The following is a 20,604-nucleotide window of genomic DNA, read 5'->3' as shown; positions in this document are numbered from 1 at the left end:
AACCCTGACTTTATCATAGCAAAGTCAGAGTTTCTTTTCAATAGACATAATTTATCCTTATTCAAAAATAACATTGATTTTTTTACTGAGACGGATATCTGCCGATGACGCTCCAACCTGAATTTCATAAGTCCCACTCACCGGCAAAAACATCTTTTTTTGCACATCATGATGTGCAAAATCCTGTTTATCCAAAGTAAAACAGATCTGTTTTTCCTCACCAGCAGCCAGTTCCACTTTTTCAAATGCTTTTAATTCCTGAAATATTCTGTTTTTTTCCTGCTCCCGTGCAACATAAATCTGAACCGTTTCTTTACCCTCCCGGACACCTTTATTTTTCACAGTACATGAAACCTTAACAGTCTGTTTTTCACTCTCCTGCTGTGCGATTTTAAGATCATCATAAACGAAATCTGTATAGGAAAGTCCGTGTCCAAACGGAAACAATACATCTGTTTTTTCTGTATTATAATAACGGTAGCCAACCATTACCCCTTCCCGGTATTCCACACGGTCTTTCTTTCCAAAAGTTCCGATCGTATGTGCCGGACATTGTGACACATCTCGGATAAACGTTTCCGCAAGTTTTCCGGACGGATTTACCTTTCCAAACAAAGTCTCTGCTATCGCAGTTCCGCCTTCCATACCTGCATAATAACTCCAGAGAATTGCTTTTGCATTTTCTGCCCATGGCATCTCAACCGGTGACCCTGCATACATGCAGACTGCCATATCCGGTGCAGCCTTTAACAGAGCCTCTATCACCGCATCCTGCCCGTAAGGCAGCTTCATGTCTGTGCGGTCGAGTCCCTCCACATCAAAATCGTGATTCAATCCGCCCACAAAAATAACGATATCACTCGCCTTTGCAAGTGCAACTGCTTCCTCTAAGGCTTCTTTCTGTTTTTTGTGATATGCATCCGCTGTGGCTTTCTGCTGTTTTCCCTGCGTACTTCCACTTACAGTACATTCATTTTCCGTATCCCCGGCATTCTCTGTACTTGCCGCCTGCCAGTTGATCTCAGACGCTTCCTCTTTGTCCGGGATCACATATCCCGGTGCGTAGGAAACATTGACATTTCCGCCGAGCAGCTTTTTGATTCCCATGAGCGGCGAAATCTCATACAATGCCTTGATCTCTGCACTTCCGCCTCCATTCGAATGGATTGCTGCGGCATTTGCACCGATCACGGCAACCCTGCAGCCGGATTCTGTGCAAAGAGGCAGTACATGATCTTTATTTTTCAGCAGGATCATTGACTCACGTGCCACATCAAGCACTGCCCTGCGGTGTTCTTCCGTATTATATGCACCGGTTTTACGGTTCTTTTTCTCTGGTCCGATCATCTTAAGACGCAGCATCATCCGAAGAATATTACGCACCTTTTCATCAACCATTGATTCCTCAATGTCTCCATCTCTCACAGCTTTTAAGAGCGGATCTGCCATGTACTGCTCATGGAACTGATATTTGACATCCATCTCAATATCCAGACCGGATTCTGCTGCCATTTTCGTATCGTGTACCGCTCCCCAGTCGGAGATCACGACTCCATCAAATTTCCAGTCTTTCCGCAGCTTCTCATTAAGCAGGGACTTACTCATACAGCAGTGCTCGCCGTTTAACAGATTATAAGCTCCCATCAGTGCAAGCGTGTGTCCTTTTTGTACTGCTGCTTTAAATCCCGGAAAATAAATTTCTTCCAGTGCAGACTCATCAACGATCGTATCAACCCAGAGTCTTTCTGTTTCCTGCGAATTTGCTGCAAAATGTTTTACACATGCTGCCACATCATTTTCCTGGATTCCCTCGATCATCGGAACCACCAGTTCTTCGATGAGTCTTGGATCTTCACTCATATATTCAAAATTTCTTCCACAGAGCGGGCTTCGTTTGATATTAATACCTGGAGCTAAGATCACATCCTTACCCCTGCCTCTTGCCTCTTCGCCTAAAACCCTGCCTGCTTTTTTCGCCAGATTGCGGTTCCACGTGGATGCGATGGCGCTGTTACATGGAAGATAGGTCACATAATCTTCCGTCGTTCCAATATTGTGCCATTCATTGTCTGCAAATTCTGCCCGCACCCCCATTGGACCATCTGACATGTAAAGCGGCGGTATGGAAAGCTGCTTTACCCCTTCGGTGCGGAATAACCCCGCACCGTGGATCATGCCGATCTTTTCTTCTAAAGTCAGTTCATTTAAAATCTGTTCAATATATGTTTCCTGCATTAAAATACAACCTCTGCCTTGCCGTTACCGTCAAATGCTACGATGACATTTTCCCCATCCTGTGTATAGGATGCACCGGTTACCTGCTTTGGAGTGCCAACGTTCATCAATGCCACTTTGGATGCCTTATTACTCTCTACCGCGATCTGATAAGAAGATCCGTTCTTTACAACATTTGCAGATGCTTCTTTTTCATTTTCCGTTCCATATACGACAGTTTCTGCCTTGATGCCATCTTTTAATGCATATGCACGGAATGTCACACCATCTGCATAGTCATAAACTGCATTATCATTTCTTGCTCCCATAGCCACAATACTGCCCTCTTTGACATAAAGAGGAATACTTAAGTAACCATGTTTCTCTTTGTACCACTTACCTCCCTCTTTGACTTCTCCGGTCAGTAAGGATGTCCATGTTCCCTCCGGCAGGTAATATTCTGCGATACTGTCCTCGCGGAAGATCGGTGCAACGAGCAGGGAATCACCTAACATGTACTGTGTTGCTAAATATGCACAGTTTTTATCTTCGGTAAATTCAAGTACCATGCTGCGCATCATAGGAATACCTGTTTTGGACGTCTCGATCGCATTGCGGTACAGATATGGCATCAAAGATGCCTTAAGCTGTGCAAAGTAGCGTACCACATCCACTGCTTCTTCATCATATGCCCACGGCACACGGTAAGAAGTAGATCCATGCAGTCTTGAATGGGAAGAAAGAAGTCCGAAAGCACACCATCTCTTATAGACGTCCGGTGTGGATGTGCTCTCAAATCCTCCGATATCATGGCTCCAGTATCCAAAGCCGGAACTTGTCAGTGACAGACCACCGCGAAGGCTCTCCTCCATGGATTCATAGTCAGACCAGCAGTCACCACCCCAGTGAACCGGGAACTTCTGTCCGCCTGCAGTTGCAGAACGTGCAAAAAGAATTGCCTCTTTTTCACCTTTTTTCTTCTTTAACACGTTAAATACTACTTTATTGTAGAGGTATGTATAGTAGTTGTGCATCTTAACCGGATCAGAGCCGTCATAATATACAGCATCCGTCGGTATTCTCTCACCAAAATCTGTCTTAAAGCAGTCCACACCCATATCAAGCAGTGCCTCTAATTTTTTTCCATACCACTCGCAGGCTGCCGGATTGGTAAAGTCAACAATGGCAAGTCCCGGCTGCCACATATCCCACTGCCATACATCGCCGTTTGGACGTTTTAAGAAGTAACCACCCTCAACGCCTTCTTGGAACATGGAGGACTCTTGTCCCACATAGCTGTTGATCCATACACAGATCTTTAAACCTTTTGCTTTCAGTCGTTTTAGCATTCCCTCCGGATCCGGGAAAACTCTTGAATCCCAGGTAAAATCACACCAGTTAAAATCTTTCATCCAGAAACAGTCAAAATGAAATACTGATAACGGAATCTTGCGGTCAAACATTCCATCGACAAAACTGTTGACTGTCTTTTCATCATAGTTGGTCGTAAAAGATGTGGACAGCCAGAGTCCGAAAGTCCACGGTGCCGGAAGCGATGGTTTTCCGGTGATATCTGTATAACGCATCAGCACTTCTTTCATCGTAGGTCCGTTGATCAGGAAGTAATCAAGATTTTCGCCTGGTACGGAAAACTCTACTTTTGTCACCATCTCTGTTGCAACCTCAAAAGAAACGCACTCCGGATGATTTACGAATACACCATATCCTTTGTTTGAAATATAAAACGGAATATTCTTATAAGACTGCTCTGTGGAAGTACCGCCATCTTCATTCCAGATATCCACACTCTGTCCATTTTTTACAAATGCGGAAAAACGTTCACCAAGACCATAGATCAGCTCACCCACGGAAAGAGATAACTGCTCTCTCATATAAGCATCTTCCGGTCCTTTGTCATAAGCAAAACCTTTCCAGTCGGTTTTCATATATGCAAGGTCTCTCCAGCCGCTTGCCGTGATTTTCTCCTCACCGCGGTAGAAAGTCAGTGCCCCATTCTCTTTCTGCACCTCCAGACGCAGTGATCCGCTTGAAATAATCAATTTGTCTGCTTTCTCTTCCGCCTTTAAATGTCCGCTCTCTGCCGGTGCGATCTCAAAGGATGGTGCTTTCTTCTGCACACCCATATGATGATAAGTCTGAACTCTTAAAACCTCCTCATACGGAGCTGAGATCACGATGGTAAGATTAATTCCTCCAAGTGTATCTCCACGCTGCGTGATCTTGCTTGTCGGTGCACAGATCGTTACCTGATCCTTCTCAATCTTTGAAAAATATACCTCTGCCGGAGAAAAGCACTCGCAGCGCTCTTTCTGCAGCCAGCATCCATTACTGAATTTCATATGATAATCCTCCCTGTTTTCCGGAGAAAAATGCATGCTATGTTTTTTATAGCATTTGCCTCTTGCAGGCGCAGAGGATTTTCCTCCCTGTAATTATCTCATTTTGTCTCATCTTACTATACCCACCCTGCAAAAAATACCCTCTAAATTGTACATAAAACACTCGATAAATTTGACAAACAAAACATTCACATTTATACTTACTTTTAGTTATTTTATCACTGGAACAGGAAGGTTATAGTATGTATCGGGTTTTAATCGCAGATGACGAATCCATTATTCGTGAAGGTATCAAATGTCTGTTTGACTGGGAGGCTCTCGGCTATACGATCGCCGGTGAAGCTGCTAACGGTGAGGCTGCTTATCAACAGCTCCTTGCCTTACAGCCGGATGTTGTTCTTTTAGATATCCGCATGCCGGGAATGCTCGGACTTGATGTCATCCGTGAAGCAAGGGCACAGGGTTTTACCGGAAAAGTCATTATCTTAAGCGGCTATTCTGATTTCAAATATGCGCAGGAAGCCATCCGTTATGGCGTGCAGTATTATCTGACAAAACCTATTGACGAGGATGAACTAGAAGAGATTCTTTGCTCGATCAAAGAAACTTTAGACAAAGACACTGCAACTGCAAATACAAGGGAGCATTACCGTGAAAAAGCAAGGGAAACCATCATCCGGGATCTTTTAACGAATGAAATCGATCTCTCCCACGTAAATGCTGCAGATCTGCATCTGACAGCAGACACTTACCAGGTTGTGATCTATGAGAAATACAGTCATAACACTGCAGATGCCTCCTACCGCTTTTCAGATCTTTTACGTGTGACCAATCAGGATAATAATTCCTATGATAATATCACCTTGCAGTATCAGGAAGTTATTTTGCTGAAAGGAACTTTTGCGATCCAGAAATTTAATGATTTTTTAGAGCGTTACCAGAGGGAAAGCCGCCCTCAGGAGAACTCGCCGCTCGACAGTCTTTTTATTACATACGGTGCATGCGTGTCAGAGCTTTCAGAAGTCCATACTTCTTATATACAGGCAAAACAGCTCTTAGAGCGCCGCTTCTTCTGCGAACAGGAACAACATACCATCGGCTATGATGAGCTGCCGGAACCAGACAGTTTAAAACTGATCTTAAACGATGTTTTTTTAAACCGTTATGCCACCAGTTTGTTTGAATATCTTCAGGCATTCAACCGCAACATGTTAGCGGAAAACTTAACACAGCTTACCAATGAGCTTTACCATGCTGCCGATACGATCGATTCCATACGGCTTTTTCTGACAGACCTTTATCTGCAGATCAAGGAACAGACAAACCGCCTTTATAATGGCGCAAATATCCCATTTCCAAGCAATGCAGACATCATCCGGCTGATTGAAGAAAAATATTATCTCTATGAGATCATCCTTTTCTTCACGGAACAGTTTGAAATGATCATGTCCTCGATCGGCAACTCTTCCCGTGAAAGCGTGCTGGATGATATCTTACATTACATCAACCACAATTATGCAAGCAATATCACATTGGAAAATATTGCACCGCTGTTTGGTTACAACAGCTCGTATCTCGGAAAGATCTTCCGCAAAAAGATGGGCGAAAACTTTAACTCCTATGTCGACCATGTCCGCATCAAACACTCGATGGAGCTCCTCTGTTCCTCAGAGTTAAAAGTTTATGCGATCGCAGAAAAAGTCGGTTACCGGAATGTCGATTATTTCCATATCAAATTCAAAAAATATGTTGGAAAAAGTCCGGCAGAATACCGGAAAGAACATAAAAATGAATAAATTTTCATAAAAACTGCCGCCCTACGGGTGAATAGATTTCCCCCTTTCTCTGTAAGTTCAGAAAAAGGGGGGCATATCACCGTGAGGCGGCAGTTTTTATTTTTAAGATCCGAGTGTCAAACGCTGGCTTTAAGTTTTTCGATTGGCAAATGGCACCGCATTGCCTGTCATTTTAAGAAATCATACTGTGACATATAAAGTTTATAATACTCACCCTTCTGTTCCATCAGTTCGTCATGATTTCCACGCTCTAAAATATCGCCTTTATCCACATATAAGATGCAGTTTGCATTTTTGATCGTAGAAAGTCTGTGTGCAATGATAAAAGAAGTCCGTCCCTTCAAAAGTTCGTTCAATCCTTTCTGCAAAAGCAGTTCCGTCTCGGTATCAATGCTCGAAGTCGCCTCATCTAAGATCAGGATCTTCGGATCTGCAAGCAGTGCCCTTGCAAAGGAAATAAGCTGTCGCTGACCGGCAGAAAGCCTGCTTCCTCTTTCATTCACTTCTGTTTCATAACCGTTTTCCATCTCCATGATAAAATCATGTGCACAGACTGTTTTTGCTGCCCGGATCACTTCCTCATCCGTTGCACTGCGGTTGCCATAGCGGATATTATCCATGATCGTTCCTGCAAAAATAAAGCTGTCCTGCATCATGATCCCCATCTGGGTCCTTAAGGAGTGCAATGTCACCTTCGAGATATCAATGCCATCGATCGTGATCACTCCGGAATCTACATTATAAAAACGGCTGATGAGGTTCACGATCGTGGATTTTCCTGCCCCGGTCGGACCGACGATCGCATAAGTTTCACCCGGTTCTGCCGTAAAATTAATATCTTCCAGAATCTTCTGCCCCGGTTCATACCCAAAAGACACATGGGAAAATTTCACTTCTCCCACCACTTCCGGCATCGGAATTGCATCCGGTGCATCCTTGACACCAACCGGCTCATCGATCGTCTCAAAAATCCTCTCCAGATAAGAGATTGCTGTCAAAAGTGAATTATAAAATCCTGCCAGCGTGTTGATCGGTGCCCAGAAACGCCCGATATATGCGGTAAATGCGATCAGCACACCGACTGTCAGTGTCATATCCGGTGCTAAGATCCATCGGACACCCAGCACATAGATCAGTGCCGTCGTAAATGTAGAGATAATATCAACACTCGGTCCCATTGTAAAATTAAACATTACCGCACGCATCCAGGATTTCCGGTAATTTTTACTTAAGTTGTTGAAGATACCTGTATTTTCATTTTCCCTCACAAAAGACTGTGTCACACGGATTCCGTTGATGCTTTCCGCAATATAAGCATTCAGGTTTGACTGTTTATTGCTCTGGATCTGCCATGCCCTGCGCTGTTTTTTCTTGATCAGGATGATCACAAATACAAGCACCGGCAGTCCGCACAGGCAGACTAATGTCAGCCGTACATCTAATGCAAACATGAAGATCAGAATGAAGATCAGATTGCACAGATCTGTAAATGTATTGACAATACCATTGCTTAAAAGATCACTTAAACTGTTCACGTAATTAACCACGCGCACCTGTATCTTTCCGTGTGGTCTGTCATCATAATAGGAAAACGGGAGTTCCTGCAGATGACAGAAAATATCGTAACGGATATCATGCACAATGTCCTGTCCGATCACACTCATGGTCTTAATCTTGATCCGCAGGGAAAGACCGGAATAAAGTGCGATCAGCAATGTTGCAGCGCTGTAAAAGATAATGGAGCTCATATCTTTCTGCGGAATACTGTTATCCATGACATTCTGAAAAAAGATCGGGATTGCCATGGTAAGCGCCGAGGAAGAAAGCATTAAAAGTATAACGCCTGCCATCTTCTTTTTGTATGGGGCAATATAGCCTGCCAGACGTTTGAGCTGGTTTACATCAAAGCTGTCCTCTAATATTTCATCCATATCATATCTGTTTCTTGCCATCTCATTTTTCCCCCTTTACGCTTAAAATCTCCTGTGGGATCTCACCATACTGGTTATGGAAAGCTGTCGCATAATAACCGCCTGCTGCCACCAATTCCTCATGGGTTCCCTGTTCAATGATACGTCCGTTATCCATGACAAGGATCAGATCTGCATCTTTGATGGAAGAAATACGGTATGCTATGACAAAGATCGTGCATTTGTTATCCAGTTTTTTCAACTGGCTCTGGATATAACTCTCCGTCTCCATATCCACCGCTGACGTCGTATCATCCAGGATCAGAATTGACGGATCTTTTAACAACGCCCTTGCAAGCGAAATACGCTGTTTCTGTCCGCCGGAAAGTCCGACACCACGCTCACCTACAATTGTTTCATAACCATCCGGAAGTGCCCCGATAAAATGATTGGCATCCGCCATGATTGCAGCCTGTTTTACCTCATCAAAGGAGCAGGATGGTCTTCCGTATGCAATATTCCCTTCGATCGTGTCCGAAAAAAGGAATACATCCTGCATTGCCATACCGATATTATCCCGCAGGTTATAAAGATCCATGTCGCGGACATTCACACCATCCACAAGTACCTCTCCCGAAGTCGTGTCATAAAACCGGCAGAGCAGATTCATGATCGTTGATTTTCCGGCTCCGGTAGAACCGATAATACCGACGGTCTGCCCCGGTTTTACCTTAAAATTGACATCCATGACAATGTCTTCATCATCTGCACGGTAAGATACATTTTTAAACTCGATCTCACCTTTCAAATGCTTCTTTACCACTCCGGATACCGGTGTTTTTACATGCGGTTCCTCACTGTAGGTCGCATAGATTTTCTCCACGGAAGTTGTGAAATTGCTGATATCATTGACCAGCCATCCTGCCTGACGCAGCGGGTTGTTTAACATCCATAAATATCCGTTTACGGTAACAAGCTGCCCTAACGTGATTTCTCCCTGAATCACCATATAGCCGCCATATAGGATCAGAATGATCGTCAGTGCATACGAAAGCACCTCAAATACCGGCACATATTTCATCCAGATCTTTGACGCATCAATCTGTGCCGCACGGAATTTATCATTTTCCTTATTAAATTTTTCAATCTCAAAATCCTCTTTTGCAAATGCTTTTACCACGCGGTTTCCACTGACATTTTCCTGCACAAACGCATTGAGTGAAGAAAAACAGTCACGGTTGCGCTTGAATGCCGGACGTACCTCTTTTGTCTGACGATAAGTTGCAAATGCAGTAAACGGCAGTACCACAAGCATGGCAAGTGCCAGTTTTGTATTGACGGTAAAGATCATAAGCAGCGCAAACACAAACATCAGCACACTCTGATAAACCATGTAGACCACATACGCCACAAAATGACGGATCGCATCCATATCTCCGGTCTGCCGGCTCATCAGATCCCCGGTACGCTTCTTGTTATAAAATGCAAAATCCTCTTCCAAAAGTTTTCGGTAAACCTTATCCCTCATATCGTACAAAACACCCTGCGACGCTGTCTCAAATGCTACCTGAAACAGAAAACGTAAGATCCCCATCACGACCGTAACGCCGATCAGACAGCCGATAAACGGCATCAGCTTATCATATCTGCCCCCGCTTATGACCTGATCCACGATCTGCCCGGATATGTACGGATTGACCACCGATAACACAGATACCGCTGTGGTCAGTAAAATACCAATTATCATCAGTCCCCGGTACTTTTTCAGAAATGAAAAGAACCATTTCATTGGTGTCATAATAACCCTCCTACTCCCTTTTTGTTTTTCTTTCGGATTTTCAGTATAGTACTTCTGGGGTAAAAAGGAATGTACTATCTTGCACCGTTCATGTTATTTTTTGCAACGGAGGGGATGGTTTCTGATGGGGAATGTGATATACTATGACATGATTGACAAAATAATTTTTCAGACTTATACAAAGAAATGGAGATTACTATGTGCTGTGACAACCGGGAAGAACTGCTTGACCAACTGAATCCTACTTTTTTATTTACCTGGAAAGGCACCCGTCTGAAAGACGAGGAACTCTATCACAGCCATGATTTCATCGAGATGGCTTTTATTTTGTCCGGTCACGGAAGATACCGGATCAATGGCTCCTTGTATGATATCTCCGAGGGCGATATCATTATTTTAAATCCGGGGCAGAAGCATCAGGCACTCTGCACAGACCCTTCCAATCCGGCTACGGAATTTTTTGTTGGATTATGTGACGTCCGTTTTGGGGATTTTCCGGAAAATTATCTGCCGCTGCATTTAAAAGATCTGACATCCAATCCAGCCACACAGTCTCCTATTTTACATACCTCCGGTGAACTGCGCCAGAAGCTGTTTAAGATCTGCACAGCCATGAGCGCAGAAAATGACGTCTGCCGCAGCGGACGTTATATCATGTTGAAAAGTTATCTGATGCAGATGCTGATCCTGCTGCTGCGGGAACAGAGTGAACCGGTAAAAATTAATACCGGCTGCTCTTTTGAATCTACCAGCAAAAAATATGTAGTTGACCAGATCGTAAATTATTTTGAGGATCATTACAGTGAAAAGATTTCTTTAGATCAGATTGCAGAAAATATGTACTTAAGTCCTTTTTATATCTCACGTATTTTTAAAAGTGAGACAGGCGATACACCGATCCGCCACCTGATCAATATCCGCCTTGAAAAAGCAAAAGAATTGTTAGAAAACGGCTTTGACGGCAGCATCCAGGAAGTTGCAGCCGAAGTCGGCTATGATGATGTCTATCATTTCAGCAAGCTGTTTAAAAAACGATTCGGAATGCCGCCGTCAAAGACCCGTAAATTATTATGATTCATTTAAAAATTTTTTCCAGAAATCTTTCGAGCCTGCGAATTCCAGTTCCTTGCCATTCTGGAATCTTTTACTGATAATGCCATCCTCTCCAAAACTTGGTGTGTATGTCAGATTTTTATATATTCATCGTCATATATGGGGGAATGCATATAATTCCATCTTTTACAATTAAATTTCTTGGATGAATAATATAACTTTCCCCTATGCGCTCCTTATATTTTTCTCTGAAATTATTTAATGAGGTCGTTTTATATTGCTTTCCAGACTTTACTTCAATCGGAAACATCTTATATTTTAATCTGCTGTTATTGGAAATGATAAAATCTATTTCCATATCATTTCGATGCTTATTTTCATTATAGTGTGTATAAAAATATAATTTATGTCCATTTGCCACCAGCATCTGAGCTATTGCATTTTCATAAAGCATTCCTTCATTAATCTGTAATTTGCCTGCCAATATCTGTTTATATACTTCATCTTCAAGTAATTCATTTTCATCAAATGCATGGCTTACCAAAAGTCCGGTATCACCCATATAACACTTTACATAGCTTCTTGTCTCATTTAATGATAAGCCAACATTCGGATCATTACACAAAAAGCATTCATTGGATATCATAGAATCCGACAGCCAGAAAAAAGTTTCTTCGTACTGGTCTGCGTAACTACCATCTTGTAGCTTTTTGAATACAACTCTTTTTTCATGCTGTGAAAGGAATCCCGGAATCTGGTCAAAGATTGCAAGAACTTTGCTTCTATATCTCATATCTATCTTCATAATATCTTCCCGATACAATTTAAGAATGTCCCTTTTTTCTCTATCCGCTTCTGTAAAATCTTTTTTGCTTTCAATAAATGCTACTACAGGCATAGGCATCCCACCAACAAGCATATACTGATGAAACAAAAGCATTGCCTGATTATGCATACTTCTTTCCAAAGGTTCTCTTTTTTCAAAGCATTTTTTTATATATTCAACCAGCAAATCTTCTTCTAATGCTATTGCAAATTCTTCAAAATCCAATGGATACATATTGATATGTCTTTCTTCTGACGGTATGACGATGTTCTTTACATTTTCTCTGATAGATATCAATGAACCAGTTTCGATATAATCATATCTTCCATCTGCCACTAAATATTTTATCGCTGCTCTTGCCTGTGGAAACATCTGCACCTCATCAAAAATAATAAGAGAGTTTCTCTCTGTCAGTTTTGTTCCAAAATGTGTCTGTAATAACATAAAAAATGTATCCAGATCATTCAGATATTTCTCAAAATACCCCTCAACTTCCTTATCTTTTTTAGCAAAGTCAATCAGAAGAAAACTTTTGTATTCGCTTTTTCCAAATTCTTCGCAGATGGTAGACTTTCCAATACGTCTGGCGCCTTCTATCAGTAAAGCTTTTTTCCCCTGACACTCCTTTTTCCATTCCAGTAGTTTTTTATATATTTTTCTTTTTAATATCATAGCTCCTCCAGATTATGCGCATATATATTCGTTCTATATTTTATGATTATACGCATATTGTAAATTGTTTTTTGATTATACGCAAGTATTATAACCATATTTTTTATGATTATACGCACATTCTATAAAGTCATATGTTCATGCTTTTCCTCATTTCCAATCATAAATCTTACCTAATTATATCGGGAAAAGCATTTTATATTATATACTGTGTTATTAATTTTCTGGAATTTGCGATGATATATTATATAGTACTGATTCTAAACGGATTTTGAATTTATTTGCAGGGAGGCTTTTATATGTCAATGAATATTAACGGTTTAGGTAATACCTATAATAGTATCAATACAAATAGTAAACAGTATAAGGCATTGAAAGAAAAAAGCTGGTTATCTGGAGTAATTGAAAATGAATCCATGATGTCTCCGGAAGAAAAGATGATATATGAAATATTCGGTGGAAGGGATACGATTATTAAAAATCTGATGAAGCAGTTTGATTCGGACGGAGATTTATTAAATTCAAATGGTGTTGCAGGTATGGATGTTACTGGAAAAGGTACATCATGGCAGAAACTTACAAATATATCCGAAGATCATCGTCAAAAAATGTTTGATAATGTGAAGCGGGAATTTATTCAGGAAAAAGGTCTTTCAAATGGTGACACAACAAAGCGTTCCGATATTTTCAAAGATTATCAGTTGAGCGTCAGCAAAGATAAGCGTTTAAGTGGTACATGGACTTTAGAACAATATGAAGGACAGTATAGAGCTGCTATGTATGCGGCAGTAAAATCAGCCAATCCAAATTGGAAGCCCAGACAAGCATTTGATGCAAGCATTCTTGATAATGTCACAAGAGAATCCGTAGAAGCTACACTTGTCCAAAATGGTAACAGACTCGTTCATAATTCTATTGATGTATCGGTATAAAGGAGAGAAATGTATATAGGCGGCAAATTATTAACTAATCTGCCGCCCAACTTTTAGCTTCCTTATTTCTGATATTTACACCATTGATTTCACAGCATTTGCTATTTCTGTACACTATTCTTCATTATTAAAGGTGTCATTTTTTCCATGAGTGCATCCGCGATACCTCTGTTGGCACACCACAGGTGCGAACCCCTTCACCGACGCCGCGCTCGGCGGAATATTGTCAAGTGTGTATGTAAGATTTTATGAAATTGCTTCTATTCTCATCTGAATAAACTAAACTGAAAAATCAAATCTTCCGCCGATTTTATTCTCCTCCGACTTGATGGAATCCCAGTCAACGTTTTTGATCTTATCCAAAAGTTCTTCTTTTGAATTTGCCTGAACCGTAGTTTTTCGTACTTCGATTTGCTTGGATTGTTCCTTTTTCTTTATCTCTTTCTTCTCAGCAGCTTTCTTTTCCTGAATTTTTTCAAGATATTCTTTCTGACTGGCTGATGATTTTTCTAACTCTGCATAGAATGTTGTAGTTCCGTCACTATTAAAAGAGATGCCAAATTTTGTAATTTTTGTATCAGTATCTGCATTGCCGTTAGTCTTACCGAATACTCTTTCAAATCCGAACTGGGCATTGATTTCATCTGACATACGCAAGGCTCCCTCAATGCTATGCATTTTTTCTGCATAATACTTCGAATCTGATTATTTACACCTTCAAATCAACCTTGTTCTTTTTTATAACTTCTTTATGCTTTTTCATCGAGAATACTTCTTTTTCTTCCTTTGTATCCTTTGCTTTTTCCAACTGCTTCTGTAGGATTTCTTCGGCTTTTTCACTCATATTCTGGAGAAAGGATTTTACTTTTGAATCTTTATGTCCTATTGCCCATGAACTAATATTTCCATCTTTATCTATTGCCCATCCCTGTTCAACTCTCCATCCAATATCTGCTTGTTGCTTTGCAAACTGCTCATCTAGTTTTTTCATGTTACCAATTTCTTTTATGTACTCATCTTCTAAGTCTGAATCATTTGCCATTTTTGTTAAAAACTGAGGAGAAATCACTACATTCATGGTAGTTGATTTACCATATTTCATCCCCGGACTATAATTTGCTGATGTAAAACTATAATTGTCATTTTTTAGAAAGATAGGAAAGTTCATCCGCTGCAGTTTTTCGGGTTGTCCCTGTCTTTACATCTTCTGTTTGCTCCACAACCTGCTTTTCTGTGGTTTCCTTAGCATTATTTTTCTGTATATTACCGGTATAAGCATTTGTGTAAATATTAGAGTAATTGTTTACACCTGTAACTGCCATACTAACATCTCCTTTCGTATTACAAAGCTTTCATTACCTTTTATTAGCATAATAATCCCAAATACCATTAAGCATTTTCCGATCACCATCTGATACATTCAGACTTAGCCTTAAATCTTTCCAGTCACCCGAATACTGCTGCGATAATTTCTGGTTATCCGACTGGATGGCGGATAAAAATGCCTGATATGCCGAATTTTGGATACCCCCCTTTTCTTTAGATTTAGCAGTATTCTCCTGGTTCTCACCTATGTTCTGTTCATTTGCTGTCTGTTCACTTCCTTTATGGTAAACTACCGATGGGGTAAAATCCTGTAATTCTGACCAGATTTCTGTTGAAGTTGCCATAAAATTACTGTGATTTTCATATGCCTGATTCAGCATATCCAGTTCTTTTTCTTTGGTTAATTCCTCAATTTTGCCCGATTCTGTCACATAATACTCCGGCTCATAATCTTGTTCCGCATATTTTTCTTCAATGCTGTTTTTCATTTTGTTATATGCTTCTGCCATTCTGTTTACATGATGTTCAAAGGAATCAGTTTTTACACTCTCTGTATCTTCTTTGACAAATATATCCGTCACTTCCTTCTCAAAACGGTTCTGATAATCCATAGAACTGACAGAAGATAAATGTCGAAAGCTCTCCTGCCCTGTTTTGGAAATGGAAAGTGTATCTGTATACTGTGTCATTTTCCTTTCTAAATCTGCCGGAACATTTTGCTTTGTATTTTTCCTGCTGTTATGTTCGATTGCAGAATATGTAATATTTGTATTATTGTAAATCTTCATAGCTGTTTCCTTCCCAGATAAATACCATCAGACTCTAATATCAATCGGCACATACCTTTTAATTGTGTCTGTTTGTACCATTTCTGCTGCCTCTAAACTATCTGTAGCAAGCTGCTCCTGCAAAACCTCGTCTGGAAGTTCTTCCATATTCTCCACAGTTTTTTCCGTCATCTGCTCTGTCATTTCTTCGGTTGTCTCCGAAAGTTCGTCCATGATTTCAGACATCATGCCCTTGTTTTCCTCTGTTCCAAGAGCTTCATCCACCATTTCTTCCTTTCGTTCTTCTTCTGTTTTAGGCTTATTCCTCTCAGCAGCTTCCGCAATCTTTTCGCCATGTTCTTCTGCCTCGTCCATGACATGAAACATCTGTGAATTATTATACTCCTGATTTGCTGCCGCAATTTCATCCTCATAATTATGAAACATTTCCAGCTTTTCAGAGATTTCTTCCAAACTGTCAGCCTTTCGGTTTTTCAAATTTTCTTTTTGTGCTTCAAAAAAAGCCACCTTATTATCCCGTTCCTGCTGTCGCTGCAATTTTTCCTGTGTACTTTTCAACATATTAGAACTATTAAATCTATTTATCAGTAAACCTCCACCGGATAAATTGACTGTAAAACTCATCTGGTTCCTCCTTCCCGACAAATTAATACAAAAGATTTTTCTTCTTGTCATTTAGGCTTAACATACTATACTTCCTTATCTATCTTACTTGACGTTAGAGAGGAATCCTTTTTAGAATATGTACCATTGTTTGTATAAGTCGCACTTGCGCGGTTCGCAGCATTTGATATACCAGTTGCTTTCTGGGCTGTTTTGCCTGCAAAGGAATTGTAACCTGTAAAAACCGTTTTCAATGAACTGATATCTGCTTTCTTCAATTCATCTTCATCCAGCTCCAGCTTGTTACCCTTTCCTATGGTAATACCTATTTTAGAAAGTAAATGACTGGTTTTGTCTGTCATGCCTGTCATCCATGAAGCATTTCTAAGGACATCTTTTGTATTGGATTCTCCTGCCTCCTTAACAACATCATTATAATCATCAATAAAAGATTTCACTTTTTTGGTAATTGCATCCCAGTCATAATCCTCTACCTCTGTTTCTTCCCCGGTCTTTTCATCCTTCTTTTTTATTTTCTTTTTTTCCCAGAGTGACGCATCGTTTAGTGCATCTGCTGATTTTTTCAGGGAATCCGCACTTGTTTTCATCAGTGTAAGCTTCTGTGAAGTATCGCCTTTCCCCGATAATTTTTCTGCATCCTGCTTTGCATAATATGCTTTCATAAGTTTTCCATAGCTTCCGTTTTTAATCGCAGCATAATCAGAAAGCATATTGGTGTTTCCTACGGATGAACTGTCGGAAGTTTCTCCAAATAATGCGGAATAATCTACATTGCTGTTATATTTACTTTTGTAATCACTAAAACTCTTAATCTCTGACATAATACCATTCTCCTTTACCAACTATAAACGAATATCAATCGGTGTATACACTGCCTGCTGTGTTGCATTCTGTGCATTTTCCAGAGTCGGTGTTTCTACTGTCACCTGTGTTTCCCCTTTGATATCCGTATTCTTTACGCTGTCTGTCTCCTCTGCCGCAGCCCCCGCAGATTCCTGTGTTTTCTCGGATTTATCAGTATTGTTCTTTGTTGCAGTGTCTTCTGTATTGCTGTTCTCCGCTTTTGCAGCTTCTTCTACTGATTTATTTGCATCTGCAAGTGTAGACATCTGTGCTGCTGTCGCAGACTGTGCCTTTGCCTGCAGCTCTGCCAGTTCTTCTTCCTTCTTCTCAGTATTTCCTTTTCCGGCATCCTGTTTGATTTCAGATTCAAGCACACTGGCACGTCCCTGTATCTGTGTTGCCATACTTCCCTGCACCTTTGCCTGTTTCATGGAAGAATCTGCGGAGATCATCGCCTGCATACTTGCCTGTGACAATCCGGTGTCTTTCTTTTTAGAAGTGTTACTTGTTCCAGCCACCATATCATCCATAGATGACGAATTTTTACTCTGCTGTTCCTTTCTCTGCTCGATCTGGTGCTGTCTTAACTGCTGATTGAGATTGTTAATCTCCTGCTGTATCTCCTGACGCTTTTTCATCTTATCCTCTAATGACATTTCTTCATTCGATGATAAATCCTGTAGCTTCTGCTGTGCATTTGCAATCTGATTCTGAATATTTTTACTTACAGAATCATTCCCCTGTGTCATTCCCATTGTTCCTGTCTGCGTATTTGTCCCACTAAATCCATTGATTCTCATTTTAATCCTCCTTGTTTTGCGAAGCAAAATCCGAGTCCCATGGCGAGGAGAGGATTTAGCCTCCTTGTTTTGCGAAGCAAAATCCGACCCCCATGGCGAGGAGAGGATTTGGCCTCCTTGAGCTTAAATTCTGAAATCCGTTTCCTAAAAAATCTGTACAACATGATTTCTCTTTACTGATTCTTTCGGCATATCTTTCTTTACAATAAACAGCGATGTTGTGAACCGCCCTTTTTTTGTTGTGAAGCAAATAAAAAACACCTCGAAGGTGCTTTTTGTCCTTATTCTACCTGTAACATAATACTTAGAACCACTTCCTGATTCTCCTGCTCTAAAGATATATCTCCCATATACATCCTTGCAACCCTCCGGATATTATGCAGTCCAATTCCATGCTCCTTCCCGGATTTCGTTGTTTCCGGCAGATCACTGTCCTTATAATTTAACTCTCCCTCATATCTGTTCTTTATGGTTATCATAAAAATACTGTTTTTCCGAAAAGAAGAGATACTGATATAAGGATTTTCTCCACTTACATTTTCCATGCAATTATCCAGTGCATTGTTTAAGATCACGCTTAAATCAAATGCATTTAATTTCGTATCCCCCGGATAATGAAAATCTGATATAAAACGAATCTGCTTTTCCTTTGCTTCTCTTAACTTTTCCATCAGAATCACATCAATGACAGGACTCCCCGTTTTTATCTCAGGAGATATTTCATTCCACTCCTTTTTCAAATGCTCCATATATTCTGCTGCATCATCCATATGATTCTCTGCCACAAGATGTTCCAGCATCTGTATATGATTCCCCATGTCATGACGCAGGCTGCGGATATCCTGATACAGCTTTTCCACTTCCCCGATATGCTTTTTCATATTACTGACCTGATTTAATACCAGCTCCTGACCTGTCTGTTCTTCCTGTGCCACCTTCCAGTTTTGAAACATCGTAGTCATAACAAGAATTGCTATGATAGAGATAAAATAATGCACAAAGCTTAAAGCTCCATAAAATCCATAGGTATCTGTCAGGCTCTTTCCTGTATCTTTTTCATAAATATTCAGATAATATTGCAGAATGCCATATCCTGTAACTCCCACAAGAGAAGGTATGATGAGCATTACCAGCTCTTTAACGTTCATTTCATCATTTTTGTATACATATGCTTTATTGATCAGACCGATTGCAACTGCAAGGAAAACGATACAAAGCACAATATCCAGAATTCTCGTTCCAGCATAAAGTCCATATTGCAGCCATTGTCTTCCTGCAATCGTATTCCCAAAAACCAGAGCTTTTGTGATAAAATCATCCAGTCTGTCTGCCATTGCAACCGCAAGCCAACGGATAGAAAAAAATGTCACTGCAAGAAATATTTTCTGATAGATGTTTCTTCTGTCCTGTATATACATCACAAGAAATGCAGCCACAACCCCCAGCATATATGCAGAAAAATTGCCAATCTGCTGCGGTATCAGATACAGCACAGACATAATTCCAATATAAACAATACTGACCAGAGCAGCTTCCCTTTTCTTTTTCATATATGGATATACAAAAACACCAAAACAGATTCCTGTAATAATCAAAATTGCAATAACAGAAAACTTCGATGTGATCATCCAACATCTTTCCACTAAACTCATCTGACTTCATTTCCTTTCCTCTGGTTATACTTCAGATACCTCCTCACAAACTCCGGATAATTCTTTTTTGCAATCAATGCAGTTCCATTTTTCATAGTTACACAAGTTGCATCATATTTTTCTACATATTTAAAATGCACAAGATAGGCTCTGTGTGTTCGGAAAAAATCTGTTCCTGCCATATCACTTAATTCCTGTAATTTACCATAGTATTCAATATCCGTACTTCGTGTATGGATAATAACTTTCCGGTTATACACCTCGGCATACACAATATCACGCAGAAAAATCTTTATATGACTTCCGGCGGTCTGTACCATAATATACTTTTCGTCTTTTTCAAGTCTGGAACTCCTTTTTATGTTATGGACTGCCTTTGTCACAACCTCTTTCAATTTCTCATCGGAAAATGGCTTAACCAGATAATGAAATGCTCCGACATCAAATGCCTGAAAAACATACTCCTCTGCTGCTGTCACAAAAATGAGTATCATATTCTCATTGTCCTGACGAAGCATCTTTGCCGTTTCCATCCCATCCATTCCCGGCATCTGAATATCCAGAAAAAGAATATCCGGCTTACTGCCACTTGCGATCAGTTCATCACCCGATAAATATTTATCTATAACCGCATCCGGCAATAACTTTTTTATCTTTTCTTCCAGTATCTGAACCATAGATACTTCATCATCACAGATAGCTATTTGCATTTTGCCACTTCCTTTTTGTCTGATAAATATATTTATTATATCGGACGAACAGATTATATCTGCCACAGTTGTTGTGAAATGACCTTTTTTTGTTGTGAAAAGAGCAGTAAACCATTATTGGTTCACTGCCCTGTCTTTTAGTCATGTCTGCACTATTAAAGAAATGAAATAAACTCCTTCATTGGTATACGCTGGGATTCGTGTCTATTTGCATCTGCTTTATCTTTTAACTTATCGGAATACTACTTTTATCTAGAGTAGTAGTAATTTATGAACTCAATGCCGCTACCAGCGATGAAT

General features: G+C 40.4%; 16 protein-coding genes and 1 pseudogene. 3 read left to right on the top strand and 14 right to left on the bottom strand.

From position 1 onward, the window contains the following. Nucleotides 1-57 precede the first annotated feature (57 nt). Together H8S51_RS07780 and yicI are read right to left on the bottom strand one after the other, a co-directional pair. On the bottom strand, nucleotides 58-2,235 hold the full coding sequence (locus H8S51_RS07780) for a beta-glucosidase (protein WP_118209061.1): 2,178 nt from the start codon (nucleotides 2,233-2,235) through the stop codon (nucleotides 58-60). Further along, entirely contained in the window at nucleotides 2,235-4,574 is a 2,340-nt protein-coding gene (gene yicI, locus H8S51_RS07775) for an alpha-xylosidase (protein ID WP_118209062.1), read from the bottom strand. The genes H8S51_RS07780 and yicI overlap by 1 nt, the downstream gene beginning before the upstream one ends. Nucleotides 4,575-4,816: 242 nt before the next feature. Here yicI and H8S51_RS07770 point away from each other — a divergent pair, with 242 nt between their 5' ends. Further along, a complete protein-coding gene (locus H8S51_RS07770; RefSeq protein ID WP_186899457.1) occupies nucleotides 4,817-6,370 on the top strand; it encodes a response regulator transcription factor in 1,554 nt (517 codons plus the stop codon). A 167-nt stretch (nucleotides 6,371-6,537) separates the two neighbouring features. On the opposite strand, the gene H8S51_RS07765 is transcribed toward H8S51_RS07770, so the two are convergent. Continuing rightward, nucleotides 6,538-8,322 carry an ABC transporter ATP-binding protein gene (locus H8S51_RS07765; protein ID WP_117918485.1) on the bottom strand — a complete coding sequence of 595 codons (1,785 nt, stop codon included), beginning with the start codon at nucleotides 8,320-8,322 and terminating at the stop codon, nucleotides 6,538-6,540. Between the two features lies 1 nt (nucleotide 8,323). Beyond that, on the bottom strand, nucleotides 8,324-10,078 hold the full coding sequence (locus H8S51_RS07760) for an ABC transporter ATP-binding protein (RefSeq protein ID WP_186899458.1): 1,755 nt from the start codon (nucleotides 10,076-10,078) through the stop codon (nucleotides 8,324-8,326). A gap of 198 nt (nucleotides 10,079-10,276) precedes the next feature. Here H8S51_RS07760 and H8S51_RS07755 point away from each other — a divergent pair, with 198 nt between their 5' ends. Beyond that, the gene (locus H8S51_RS07755) at nucleotides 10,277-11,152 is read left to right on the top strand and encodes an AraC family transcriptional regulator (protein ID WP_186899459.1); all 876 of its coding nucleotides are present in this window, start codon (nucleotides 10,277-10,279) and stop codon (nucleotides 11,150-11,152) included. A 118-nt stretch (nucleotides 11,153-11,270) separates the two neighbouring features. Here H8S51_RS07755 and H8S51_RS07750 read toward each other — a convergent pair whose 3' ends face one another. Then, the gene (locus H8S51_RS07750) at nucleotides 11,271-12,629 is read right to left on the bottom strand and encodes an ATP-binding protein (RefSeq protein WP_186899460.1); all 1,359 of its coding nucleotides are present in this window, start codon (nucleotides 12,627-12,629) and stop codon (nucleotides 11,271-11,273) included. A 305-nt stretch (nucleotides 12,630-12,934) separates the two neighbouring features. On the opposite strand from H8S51_RS07750, the gene H8S51_RS07745 reads away from it, so the two are divergent. Then, complete coding sequence (locus tag H8S51_RS07745; protein WP_117918782.1) at nucleotides 12,935-13,561, top strand: DUF3879 family protein; 627 nt, start codon at nucleotides 12,935-12,937, stop codon at nucleotides 13,559-13,561. 279 nt (nucleotides 13,562-13,840) lie between these two features. Here the strand turns inward: H8S51_RS07745 and H8S51_RS07740 are convergent. The 9 genes and pseudogenes from H8S51_RS07740 to H8S51_RS07700 form a co-directional block, all read right to left on the bottom strand. Beyond that, a pseudogene (locus H8S51_RS07740) lies at nucleotides 13,841-14,254 on the bottom strand (DUF6033 family protein); the annotation flags it as partial. Between the two features lie 16 nt (nucleotides 14,255-14,270). Continuing rightward, nucleotides 14,271-14,663: a DUF6033 family protein gene (locus H8S51_RS07735; RefSeq protein ID WP_199536166.1), complete on the bottom strand. Its 393-nt coding sequence runs from the start codon at nucleotides 14,661-14,663 to the stop codon at nucleotides 14,271-14,273. 37 nt (nucleotides 14,664-14,700) lie between these two features. Continuing rightward, nucleotides 14,701-14,883: a hypothetical protein gene (locus H8S51_RS07730; protein ID WP_117918496.1), complete on the bottom strand. Its 183-nt coding sequence runs from the start codon at nucleotides 14,881-14,883 to the stop codon at nucleotides 14,701-14,703. Between the two features lie 33 nt (nucleotides 14,884-14,916). After that, nucleotides 14,917-15,675 carry a hypothetical protein gene (locus H8S51_RS07725; RefSeq protein ID WP_117918498.1) on the bottom strand — a complete coding sequence of 253 codons (759 nt, stop codon included), beginning with the start codon at nucleotides 15,673-15,675 and terminating at the stop codon, nucleotides 14,917-14,919. Nucleotides 15,676-15,702: 27 nt separating this feature from the next. Further along, nucleotides 15,703-16,299 (bottom strand): hypothetical protein, encoded by a 597-nt coding sequence (locus tag H8S51_RS07720; protein WP_006859435.1) that lies wholly within the window; start codon nucleotides 16,297-16,299, stop codon nucleotides 15,703-15,705. Nucleotides 16,300-16,364: 65 nt separating this feature from the next. Then, nucleotides 16,365-17,120 carry a hypothetical protein gene (locus H8S51_RS07715; protein WP_241070958.1) on the bottom strand — a complete coding sequence of 252 codons (756 nt, stop codon included), beginning with the start codon at nucleotides 17,118-17,120 and terminating at the stop codon, nucleotides 16,365-16,367. A 21-nt stretch (nucleotides 17,121-17,141) separates the two neighbouring features. After that, nucleotides 17,142-17,942: a FlxA-like family protein gene (locus tag H8S51_RS07710; RefSeq protein ID WP_117918503.1), complete on the bottom strand. Its 801-nt coding sequence runs from the start codon at nucleotides 17,940-17,942 to the stop codon at nucleotides 17,142-17,144. Between the two features lie 281 nt (nucleotides 17,943-18,223). Next, complete coding sequence (locus H8S51_RS07705) at nucleotides 18,224-19,594, bottom strand: GHKL domain-containing protein (RefSeq protein WP_117918505.1); 1,371 nt, start codon at nucleotides 19,592-19,594, stop codon at nucleotides 18,224-18,226. Then, complete coding sequence (locus H8S51_RS07700; RefSeq protein ID WP_055193281.1) at nucleotides 19,591-20,304, bottom strand: LytR/AlgR family response regulator transcription factor; 714 nt, start codon at nucleotides 20,302-20,304, stop codon at nucleotides 19,591-19,593. Before H8S51_RS07700 ends, H8S51_RS07705 begins: the two co-directional genes overlap by 4 nt. Nucleotides 20,305-20,604: the final 300 nt, after the last annotated feature.

The organism is Roseburia rectibacter (assembly GCF_014287515.2).
Lineage (GTDB): Bacteria > Bacillota > Clostridia > Lachnospirales > Lachnospiraceae > Roseburia > Roseburia rectibacter.
The sequence above is the reverse complement of the archived record's forward strand: the minus strand, read 5'-3'. Positions and strand labels throughout refer to the sequence as shown.